Raw genomic sequence first — 11130 nt, forward strand, 5'->3', positions numbered from 1 at the left:
AATCCCTGTGAGAACCCTACCGCAAAGTCATCCATGAGATACCTGTACAGCTCTTGAAGGTCACAGACCAAACCCGGCTTACCATACTGAACGGAGTGAAGAAAACCCAGATAAGGCTCAAGCTTAACCCTCACAACCGCCCTGTGAACCCTCCACACAGAGATACTGTACTGACACCCTTGCGCGAACAGGGGATTCCTGGGCGGATTGATGTAAGCGGTTTTTGTAATCTAAACTAATATGACCCATCTGTAATTATCGCACGCGCCAACTACAACGAGCATGGCCATCGATCCGATTTACAAAGTGTGGATTTATCTTTTTGTGTACTAGCTGGTTTCCGCTCGCAGAGATCGTATCCGCGTGACAGAAAAAGGGTGTGGGATGGGGTTACTCCCTCATCTTTTCGAGCTTGGGAATGACATCCTCGATGCGATCCAGGGCCTCGTTCATGATGCCCTTGCTGGTGGCCGTGAGAATCCTCATGTGGCCATCGCAACCTGGACCGAAATGGCTTCCCTTGTTCAGACTCACCTTGGCGTCCTCCATGAGCACCTTGTTGAGCTCATCGCTACTGAGCCCGTAGTTGAACCGCGGGAACATCAGGTAGGTGGCCTCCAACTTGGGAATGGTGAAGTCCCCCATCTCGGTCAGTCTCTTCTCCACCAAGTCCCTGACCTCAGCAAGATACGCGTTCATACTCTTGACCCAGTGGTCGATCTCTCCGCTGCAGATGAGGGGAGCTATGCCCTTGGTGAGATTGTTGGTGCCCCTGAGCACCCCTCTCGCCATCTTCTGCAAGCCTTCGAACATCACCTTGTTGGTGCAGCCCATGTACCCGGCCTGGAAGCCCGGGATGCTCCAAGTCTTGCTGAAGCCCCAGCTAGTCATAGTCATTGCCGCAGCCTCTTCATCTAGCGCAGCGAGGCTGTAATGCTTCTTGCCATCGTACCTGATGTCCTCCCAGAGCTCGTCCACCATTATGCAGAGATTGTTGTCTACAGCCACCTCGGCGATGCCCTTCAGCTCCTCCTTGGTCATGGCCCGTCCAGTGGGGTTGTGGGGGTTACAGACGAAGATGAGCCGGGTCCTGGGAGTTACGCATGCTTTGAGACGCTCAATGTCGAACTTATAGCCCTCCTCTAGATCCAGCTTCCAGTACACCGGGCGGGCGTTGTTGACGTTCACGGCGTTTAAGAAGGGAGAGTACATCGGGTCGGTTACTATGACCTCGTCTCCGGGCCTGCAAGCCATCTGGACGGCGAGCCACATGATGGGGGTAACTCCCTGGCTCATCATAACCTGATCCTCGGGGATATCCAGTTTATTGACCCGTTTCAGCTTCTCCGAGATGGCGCTGCGGGCATCCAGGTCCGAGCCGTAGATCGTGTACTCCTCCTCTATCACCTTCCTCATCTCATCTTTGAGTTCGGGGCATAATGGATAGTCGGGGTCGGCCAACCACAGGGGGATTATATCCGGGGAGTCTCTGTGCCACTTGGCTCCGCGGACGGAGATTCTGCTCTCTATCGTGGGTTTGTCGAAGGGGCTGCTCATGTTATCACGACTGAGCTTATTTCTGATGTGTTGGTCTTTATAATATATCAGGGCCTTTCATTGTTCTTTGTAATTGTGTAAATCTCTTGAGTGTTTTTCAATAGTGTGTAAATGCGAAAGGGACAGTTGGATATTCAGGTTTATAGGCTCAACATGGTTGCCGGGGTGCGTGTGGGGGTTGTTTCGCGGGCGCTATTGGGCCAAATAACCTCCATCGATCACCAATTCGGTACCCGTTACAAATGATGCCTCGTCCGATGCTAAGAACAGGACACCATAGGCTACTTCTTCTGGTTTCCCTACCCGACCCATGGGTATCCTGGAGAGCACTTTCCTTCGACGCTGCTCGTCGATAAAACCTTCCGCTAACATCGGCGTCTGTACAGGGCCTGGATGCACGGAATTGACGCGAATACCTTTTGTAGCATATCGCAACGCCACAGCCTTGGTAAATATGTGCACCGCACCCTTTGATGCCTGGTAGGCAAGGTCGCTGGTATCGCTACCTACTATTCCTATTTGCGATGAGATATTAATGATTGAACCGCCACCAGTTTTTAGCATCTCGGGTATGGCCAGTTTGGTACCGAAAAAAACACCTTTGGCGTTAACAGCCATCACATCGTCCCACATTTCTTCACTCACCTCTTCGATGCTGAGTCTTCCGTCGCCACCAATGCCTGCGTTATTTACCAATACATTAAGCTTACCAAACTGTTCAATTGTAGCATCTATAATCGTTCGCCAATCTTCCTCGCAGGTAACATCCAATTTTATGAAAAGAGCTTCGCCACCTCTGTCGTTGATTTCTGTAACAACCTTCATGGCTTCGTTTTCTAACATATCCCCGATGACAACTTTTACTCCTTCTTTGGCGAACAATAGAGCTTGGGCTTCACCTAGCCCACGTGCCCCTCCGCTAATTATGGCTACTTTTCCTTCCATCCGCATAAAAATACCTTTTTAAACAAACATTATTAAAAATATTAATTTTTTCCTAGACCATAATTATTCTGTTATTGAGGATTCCGAAGAACCTCCGGGTTTAGCGTCTTCTAGTTCCCCCTTGCCGCTTCATCAGGTGTTTCAGTGTGTTTGGGTTTGGAGATTTTATTTTAACCCCCCCCTACACACACCCAAACCTTCTCTTTCTCTCGCTCACTCTCTCTAAATACACAAAAACACGAAACACATACCATATTTAACGTAGGAGAAGGAAAAATGAAGAGAAAAGAAACCACAAGCACCACAGCAAAAAAAACAAGTAATTCTCAATCTGATATATCATCAGAAAGACCTCCCGAAAGAGTTCAGATGAAAGTCGGTAGTCAACAAGGCGGTATAACCTTGAAAAACCTTGAATTCTGGGCTCGGCATGGAGTCTTTCATGTCGACGGAGGAGCACCAAAAACAATTCCAGGGGTAGGATGGGATCTAGAGGATTCCTTAGCCAAGAAAGAAGCTTGCGAAAAATATGGGATAAACCTAGAGGCGTATCATCTGCCACTGAGCTCGTATGGATTATCTGGTGAAAGAGGAATTGAAACTGATCCATTCCGCCACATTATGCTTGGAAAAAGTCCTGAACGTGACAGGGAAATCGAAATGCTTCAACAAATGATTCGGGTCGCAGGGGAATCAGGTGTTCATTTGTGCACATATAATACCGTTATCCTTCCCATTGAAAGGACCGGTAAAACCAAAGATCAACTAAGGGGTAATGCCTCCTATAACACCTGGAATTATGAGAAAGCTCGAAGAAGAGACTGCACTAAAACAATTGCAGGTGATGTTTCTATTGACGAAATATACGATCGCATTACTTATCTTCTCGATAGATTGCTCCCGGTTGCCGAAGCATATGGGGTGAAATTAGGAAACCATATCGCAGATCCACCAACGCCTATAGGTTATAGAGGTATTACGAGATGGAACAGTCCGGATGTTTTTGAGGGCATCAAACACTTCGCTCAACTTTATAACAGCAAATCTCATGGCTTCCTGTTTTGTGTTGGTTCTATATCAGAAGGTCTGAGTGATCCTAAAACCGAAATTCGCCCTATCATTAAATGGGTTGGTGAGAGAAATCAAATTTTCAGTGTTCATCTAAGAAATATCCAAGGGGGATTTGGTCGTTTCATGGAAGTTTATCCGGATAATGGAGATCTGGATTTTCTTCAGGTTATAAGATCTTTGAGAGATGTTGGGTATTCTGGAATGGTGATGCCGGATCATGTCCCGTTTCACGAGGACTCAAGCAGTCGATTACAAGCGTATGCTTTTGCATTTGGCTATATCAAAGCGCTCATTCATACGGCTAATCAGGAATCCTAAAAACAAATCATGCGAGCGGAAAAGAATATGTTCTATATTTTATAAGGCGAAATTTTGAAAAGGGTTATCTAAGTCTGGGCGTTCAAACAGCGCATGCGCAAGAATTTACACTATTTTAGGGATTTTTTGGGACTTATTAGGGAAAGTCTGGTATATTCGCGCGGAGAGTAGGGAAATCATAAAGATAATGTGTTTTTTCGACAAATCTTTAAATACAATTTTTTAGAGGGAAGGATTCAATGTCAATGACTAATACCAAGTTCCCAGGGCCACTGCCTTTCCCATTTGTTTTGACACAAGCGCAGATGTTGCGCTATACCCAGCAGTATAAAGGTGAGCGTTTTTCAGATGGTCGCCCGAAAGTATCTGATGCTATTTTGGAACGCATGAAAAGTGTGACCTGTGAGCAGGCTTGGACCGTTCTCAGAGAGCATGGTTACCATTGTCAGTTCCAAGGGAAATGGGTGGTCACACACCAAAATCCAGTTTTGGTTGGTCGGGCAGTAACTTGTAATTTTATCCCTTACCGACCAGATGTGGCCGATGTTGTAGTCGCGGAAGCGCAAGGGAGGGGCCTTGAAGGACGGGATAAACATTGGGTGATGGATCAGTTGGTACAGAATGATGTTTTGGTGGCGGATTTGCAAGATAAACAAATCGGTGGCGGGTTCATTGGCGATAATTTAGCTAATATGATCTACAAGAAAACCGGGACAGGATGTATAGTGTGGGGTGGGACTCGCGACCTGGCCGGGGTTCTGGAATTGCAAAACTTTATCGTTTTTAACCGGAATTGGGATCCCTCTACTTCGAATGCCTACTATCAAACTATGATCATTGGTTATAATTCACCTATCGTCATCGGGCGGGCAGCTGTCATGGCCGGTGATGTGGTTCTTGGGTTGCGGGAAGGGGTTATGTTTATTCCCGCTCATCTGGCTCAGGAAGTGGTTGAAAGCGCGGAAATGATACAGTTAAGAGATAAGTTTGGGTTTGAACGGCTTAAAGCGGAAATTTATACTGCTGGGCAGATCGACTCTACCTGGACAGAGGAAATTACGCAGGATTTCCATACCTGGTTGCAGCAAGTGATAGAAACGTTACCAGAAGCGCAACAAGATATGATCAGACGCCGCGCGCGCAGCTAAATATAGTATTAAAACATCCCAAGATTACCTTCATATTCTTCTATAGAATCTTTAAGCAATCCTGAAATTTCGTCAGGTGTAAATGATAACTTACTATTTAAACTATATATTGCCCTATAATGCATTCGCATAAACTTGTGACATACTAGGAAAAACCTATGCGGGTTATACGACTACGATTCTATGAGTCCATTCTTTCTTATCATCTCTCAGATATTTTGCCAGCAACAATCCTTCCTCGTTGATTAATGTCTAGATTCTCTGCTCCCTACCGTGTCTAATTAAAGGAATATCAACCTTCAATTATTAGAAATCATCCCGCTCCTTCAAGCCCTGACAGATCCCTATCACAGTAATCCATGAGATATCGGTACAGTTCCTGAAGGTCATAGATCAAACCAGGCTTACCATATTGAAGAGAGTGAATAAAACCAAGTTAAGGCTCAAGCTTAGCCTTCACGACCGCCCGGTGAACCCTACACTTTAACACCTCATAAAACAAGTTAAAGATGTTATTCGGGCCATCATAGGCCCTGAACTTTTTTCTCTTCCCAGGCTGAAGCGTCTCAGGGGTCAAACCGAAAATCTGCCTGAAATAGCCCTCTGTGAACTGCCCTAGTTATCTAGGAGCGCAAAATATGGAGAATCCTTAGGACTTTATCAATATTCCTTGTGGATCGGACAAGAACATCTATGGTGATTGGGATATAATGAAAAATTCTCGAGTTGAACACTCTGAAACTATTGAAAAAAATCTGACATTAACAAAAGAAAAACCAAGTTATAATCTATTTACAGCGATCTCTCCGTTTTTTATTACCAGTTTTATGTTCTCCAGTTCCTGAAGTATCTTGATATCACCGATCGGATCCCCGTCTATGACTATCATATCAGCCCACTTTCCTTTCTCTAGAGTGCCTAGGTCCTCCTCCATGCGCATTGCTTCAGCTCCTCTCTTCGTGGCGGCAACAATCACATCCATAGGGGGAAGGCCTGCTCTGACCAGCAGTTCCAAGTTAAAGGAGTTGGCCGTACCCATAGCTTGTCCCCCGATGCTTCCCGAACCACTGTAATCTGTGCTGGAGGCAATTCTGACGCCCATCTCATTTGCTGTTCGGAGAGATTGGAAAAGGTTCTCGTTCCAGGTTTTAATATCCGCCTCACTCCATCCAAAGGCCTTTTTAGCGTACTCGTATGGTTTCCAAATGATCGCGGTTGTTGGGGCCCAGATAGCGTTGTTTTTAATTATGGTGCGGAACATCTCTTTGTCCTTTTTCTCATCAGTGTGGTTCCCACCATGCTCAATGCTAAAGACCCCTGCTTCTAATGCATTCATGATCCCCGCGTAGCCATTTGCATGAGTCATGACAAAGAACCCCATGCTTTCCGCCTCGTAGTTCATCGCCTTTATTTCTTTGACAGTATATGATGGGATACAGCCGCCCTCGAGGTAGGTCTTACTCTCTCCCCAAAGGCCTGTACTGATCTTTATGAAATCTGAGCCCTCCCTGAGGCGGGTCCGGACGGCCTTGATGCACTCTTCTACGCCGTCTGCGTATGTATCAGGAGCGAAGAAGCTTGGAGGAAGGGGATTCCTGCCGATGTGCCCGTAGGTCGAGTTTATAGGTCTTCCCGCCGCAAGAATCCTAGGTCCTGGGATTGTGCCTTCATTAATTGCATCTCTCAATCCTAACGCGACTCTTCCACCGGCATCCCTGCAAGAAGTGTATCCCGCATTTATCAACGCCTTCGCGTCCTCAGCAGCTCTTATTGCTCTACGAGCTTCCCATGAGGGAAGGAATCTGGACGAACGGGGATCACCATCGCGGCTACCGTGAAGATGCAAATGGGCATCGTTTAAGCCGGGCATCAAGGTTTTTTCTTCAAGGTCAAAAGTCTTCACATTGGAAGGCACATCAATAGATCCTCTCTCACCAATGTCTTCTATCCAGTTATTTTTAATTAATATCTCAGCATTTGCTTTTGGCTCAGAACCTGTTCCGTCGATAAGATTAAAATTTTTTAAATAGTAAGTTTTCCCTTCCATTTTTTACTACCTCAATATGATCGGGGTATAAATCTATAATAAAATGACGTGTCCTCCTTTGCTCCGTCGAACTCTCAATCTCTCCATGGCTGAAAAGCCGTGGCCCCATTAACTCTAGTAAAGCCATGTCCATGGTAAACTACCGTTTTCAAGAAACTAAGTTAATAGCTTGGAGATTGAGGGAAACGAGAAAAAAGGAGAGGTGAGAAACCTCTAAAATGGTGATTTATGGGGTTAGGGGGGAAATTTAGATATCTTGTCAATAAAACAATCGATATCCTCGCGGGTGTTATAAAAATGGGACGAGACCCTGACGTGGCCCCCATGGGCCTTCCTTCCCGTCACCTTCACCTTGTCAAGCATCAATTTGGCAGCAACTTCAATAGGGTTGTTCTGATAAAAGCTCACGATGGGGGATTTGTTCCCAGATAGAGTGTACATCTTTCTCCCGAGCTCGGATAGCCTAGACCAGAGGTAATCCGTGAGAGTTATGATTCTCTTCTCAATATTTTCAATCCCAAGGTTGTTAATGTACTCCAGCGACCTTTCGAGGCCATAAACTCCCTGGAAGTTGATTGTTCCATACTCAAATTTCTCGGCAGTTGAACCATCCAGTTGCTCCTCGGCGTAGTCCCCCTCCCAAAGCTGATTTTTCCAACCGATCCTGTCAGGCTCCAAAGCATCAAGATGCTCCGAGCTGACGTAGAGGAACGCAAGTCCAGCTGGACCCATCATATATTTGTAAGGGGCTGCAGAGACGTAGTCAACTCTCTCTGCTTTTACGTCTGTAGAAAGCGCGCCTAGAGCCTGTGTAGAGTCTACCAAAACCTTCGCGCCGTGATCGTGCGCGATGTCCGAGACCTTTTTGAGGTCCAACCTGAATCCATTTACATATGAGACCTGGCTGACTTGGACAATCTTCGTATTGTTGTCTATGGCTTTCTCTAGGTCATTAAGTGATATCTGCCCCTTTGTTACCTTTACAGGTCTAGACTCCACGCCATATCTTCGCAAGGTCATGGTGTCCAAGGGGTTGTGTTCGTGTTCAGGGAAGACTACGTTATTCCCCTTTTCCCACTTCATCCCGTTAATCACAATGTTTAGACCGGAGCCAGTACAGGTAGTGAAGGCGATCTCATTTGTCTCCGCTCCAACGAAATCTGCTATCATTCCCCTAACATGATTAGCTTTATCAAGCCAGTTCTCGAGGATGGTCTTAGTCCCCTCTGGGTTGAAGCTCATCCATTGATCAAGGAACTCTTCATATCCCTCCCGCACCTGCTTAGGGTAAAGGCCAATGAAGGCGTTGTCCAGGTATGTCCATTCTTGAAGACCCGGAAAATCAGCTCTTATCCAATCGATGTTCAATGTAATTAAACTCTTAGAAAAAGGGCAACCTCTCGATTTAAAAAATGATATAGGAAAAATTAGGATTAATAAAACTTGAAGCGGGCTCGATTTTTTAAATGAACTCTTATGAAATCATAGCACATAATTAATTGTGCCTAAAGCTTCTTAACAAACGAAAAAATTGTTTAGGCGATGACGAATTGGCAGAAATATTGTGGATGATCCGTGCTGGGAGAAAATCCCGTTTTTTTAATGAGTTCATCGAAAAAAACTTTGTTGCTATTGGTTTCATTGAATTAGGTAATTTAAGTAAGTTCTTAGATGCTGAAGAAATATTGAATCATGCACGTGCAATCACGCTTTACGGAGGTAGTGAAGCACAAATCCGTAGGCATTCTAATCAAGTTTCAAAGTTTCTTTTTGATGTTAAAGTAGATGATTATGTGATAACCTATGATTCATCATCACGCAAATATGTTGTTGGTAAAATAACTGGCGATTATGAACATACACCCAAACTGTTGGAAGATATGCCAAACATTAGGCGTGTTAAATGGGATAATACAGTCTCGAGAGATGATCTAAGCCCTAATGCAAAAAACAGTCTGGGCGCTATGTTAACTATATTCAAGCCTAACAGACAAGCTACTCATGAAATCTTGACCAAAATTTATGGAAGACGCGCGGCGGATCCTTAACACACACTTTATCTGGCGTTTAAAATAGGCGGGCCCGGGGGGATTCCCCCAGTTAAGGCAGCCAATATTGCTGTTTCAGGGACTTGATTTACACATTCAAAAATTCGTTTTATCTATGGTTTACCGATAAGGACCAATTTTTTACCACAATTTCCTTTTTTATTCCGTTTTATAGGCGTTACAGTATTTATGGATCGGTGAAAGCCTCAATCTTGCACATATGAGAAATGATCTTATTCATCTTCACTTGTGTTAACTAAAAAGAGATTCTTCTCAAAGGCCCCTCGTTGAACAACTTTATTCATCCGCATCACTTCAAGTTCTTCTCCACTTACCCCTCTCAATGAGGGAAAACGCGCGCGGACATGGCTAATCCTAAAGATTAAGTTAAGAACAAGCATAAAACGTTTAGATGTCTTTCGAGAACGTTTCTGAACTTCTTCTGAATTTCATCAGTTCTAACTCAAAAGCAGTGAATCTAGAGTGGGACCCACGATTATCCGAGAAATTGTTGTTCAATCCTTTCAATATAGCTCCTGAAATTCGGGAACATATTGCCCATTATTTTCTATTGGTTTCATCCATTACTGAAACAGATCTTATTGGGCGCGCTGAGAATGCGCGGGCGTTAATGATTCATTATAATAAAGTGTGTATGGACACCCTTTATTCTATAGTTGATCCAGATGTTTTCCAGGAGATTCTTGAGACTTATCCATTTGTCAATGAATTAGGCCCGGAACGAGCCCATATTCCTGAGGTCCTAGTGTCTGTTAATGAGTATGTTAGGGATAGTGGAATGGGAAACTTTCTCGATTATGTACGTCATTTTTCTTTGCCACAAGAGGTTGTAGACGACATATCGGGAAAAGTAATGCGTATGAATGGAATTCATGTCGAGAAGGCTTGGTTGTATATTCTCTGGTGTTCTCGTCCTTATCCGGATTTGGGATTATTCAGTCATTTTTCCTTAGGTGATCTGAAGCTCCCTTTGACGTCGTATACGAGTGATGTTGCTCGTTGCTTAGGGCTCTGCCCCTATGATGGGTTGGATTGGCGGATGGACGTGTTGCGACGGGAGGAGGTTCGTGAAAATCTGACTGTGTTTTGTAGGGATTTGGTTCCTGATGATCCCGGGGTTTTCGCTTATCCTTTTTATTATCTTGGCCGGTGGATACGAGGAAAGAATCTGAGCCTTGACCTACTCCGGAGGTATCTTGAGTTCTTCAACAAGTTGCATGAGCAAACAGGGAATCTTCCCGTTACATTCGATATTGTCTCCCGTGAGATGAGCAAATTTGAAGAGAGTCTGAGAGCGGAGCTTGAAAAGACGAGGCTGATGTTCCAGTATGAATCTCTAAGATTTCACTTGCCTGGGGGTATAACGTATCGCCCTGATTTCGTGTTACCCGATTGTAAAATCAAGGGAAGAACGGTGTTGCTTGAGCCTCATGGAATTTGGGGATTACCCGAAGAGCGTGTTCTCAATATTGGTGGACGGAATATTTGTGTACAAGCATATAGTGACAAACCTGATCCATCGGAAATCCGATTCACGAGTAAAATGCGATCATTTAGACAGCTTTTTGGAACTGATTATTATCTTGTAATGATTGTGCCTTCGAGATTTGTTGACCGTGTGGAAATGCGTTATCCCGCTATTTTTGATGAGTTGTATGTAGGTACAGATATTCCCGAACTTTTGTACAAGCTTCAATCTATAGAAGCCTGAGAAAGCCACTGCTAAATGTGTTGAGAGAATATAGCGTTTATCACAAGCGCGCTTGAATCAGAAAGTACAATATACTTTATCTTCTCTATTTATGTTGAAGATGAGTTCGGGAGTTTTTGTGCTACAGAAAGATGGCACGCTAGTTGAGATGAACCAACAGGAATATGATTTAGAAGACATGCTCCAAACTCTCCTAGCGACATACCCCGATCTTCTAGCTGGGAATCAGATAGACGAACTAAACCCTCGTAAATGGATTCTAAT

8 protein-coding genes are annotated in these 11130 nt (G+C 44.7%); 4 read left to right on the forward strand and 4 right to left on the reverse strand.

Annotated features, from left to right (window positions below; translation table 11 throughout):
- Nucleotides 1-390: 390 nt before the first annotated feature.
- Together QGG23_08135 and QGG23_08140 are read right to left on the reverse strand one after the other, a co-directional pair.
- Nucleotides 391-1557 carry a pyridoxal phosphate-dependent aminotransferase gene (locus QGG23_08135; GenBank protein MDP6049384.1) on the reverse strand — a complete coding sequence of 389 codons (1167 nt, stop codon included), beginning with the start codon at nucleotides 1555-1557 and terminating at the stop codon, nucleotides 391-393.
- 192 nt (nucleotides 1558-1749) lie between these two features.
- Nucleotides 1750-2508, reverse strand: a complete 759-nt coding sequence (locus tag QGG23_08140; GenBank protein MDP6049385.1) for a glucose 1-dehydrogenase — start codon at nucleotides 2506-2508, stop codon at nucleotides 1750-1752.
- A 270-nt stretch (nucleotides 2509-2778) separates the two neighbouring features.
- On the opposite strand from QGG23_08140, the gene QGG23_08145 reads away from it, so the two are divergent.
- A complete protein-coding gene (locus tag QGG23_08145; protein ID MDP6049386.1) occupies nucleotides 2779-3891 on the forward strand; it encodes a mannonate dehydratase in 1113 nt (370 codons plus the stop codon).
- 245 nt (nucleotides 3892-4136) lie between these two features.
- The gene (locus QGG23_08150; GenBank protein MDP6049387.1) at nucleotides 4137-5039 is read left to right on the forward strand and encodes an RraA family protein; all 903 of its coding nucleotides are present in this window, start codon (nucleotides 4137-4139) and stop codon (nucleotides 5037-5039) included.
- A 781-nt stretch (nucleotides 5040-5820) separates the two neighbouring features.
- On the opposite strand, the gene QGG23_08155 is transcribed toward QGG23_08150, so the two are convergent.
- Entirely contained in the window at nucleotides 5821-7086 is a 1266-nt protein-coding gene (locus QGG23_08155) for an amidohydrolase family protein (protein MDP6049388.1), read from the reverse strand.
- Nucleotides 7087-7320: 234 nt separating this feature from the next.
- A complete protein-coding gene (locus QGG23_08160; protein MDP6049389.1) occupies nucleotides 7321-8454 on the reverse strand; it encodes an aminotransferase class V-fold PLP-dependent enzyme in 1134 nt (377 codons plus the stop codon).
- Nucleotides 8455-8636: 182 nt separating this feature from the next.
- Between QGG23_08160 and QGG23_08165 the strand changes: the two genes are divergently transcribed.
- Nucleotides 8637-9134 (forward strand): hypothetical protein, encoded by a 498-nt coding sequence (locus tag QGG23_08165; protein ID MDP6049390.1) that lies wholly within the window; start codon nucleotides 8637-8639, stop codon nucleotides 9132-9134.
- Between the two features lie 412 nt (nucleotides 9135-9546).
- Nucleotides 9547-10866, forward strand: a complete 1320-nt coding sequence (locus tag QGG23_08170; protein MDP6049391.1) for a hypothetical protein — start codon at nucleotides 9547-9549, stop codon at nucleotides 10864-10866.
- Nucleotides 10867-11130: the final 264 nt, after the last annotated feature.

The organism is Candidatus Bathyarchaeota archaeon (genome assembly GCA_030739585.1).
Classification (GTDB): Archaea; Thermoproteota; Bathyarchaeia; order TCS64; family TCS64.

Coding starts and splice junctions, on each gene's coding strand:
- QGG23_08135 (MDP6049384.1), bottom strand. CDS start 1,557: ATGAGCAGCCCCTTCGACAAACCCACGATAGAGAGCAGAATCTCCGTC.
- QGG23_08140 (MDP6049385.1), bottom strand. CDS start 2,508: ATGCGGATGGAAGGAAAAGTAGCCATAATTAGCGGAGGGGCACGTGGG.
- QGG23_08145 (MDP6049386.1), top strand. CDS start 2,779: ATGAAGAGAAAAGAAACCACAAGCACCACAGCAAAAAAAACAAGTAAT.
- QGG23_08150 (MDP6049387.1), top strand. CDS start 4,137: ATGACTAATACCAAGTTCCCAGGGCCACTGCCTTTCCCATTTGTTTTG.
- QGG23_08155 (MDP6049388.1), bottom strand. CDS start 7,086: ATGGAAGGGAAAACTTACTATTTAAAAAATTTTAATCTTATCGACGGA.
- QGG23_08170 (MDP6049391.1), top strand. CDS start 9,547: ATGTCTTTCGAGAACGTTTCTGAACTTCTTCTGAATTTCATCAGTTCT.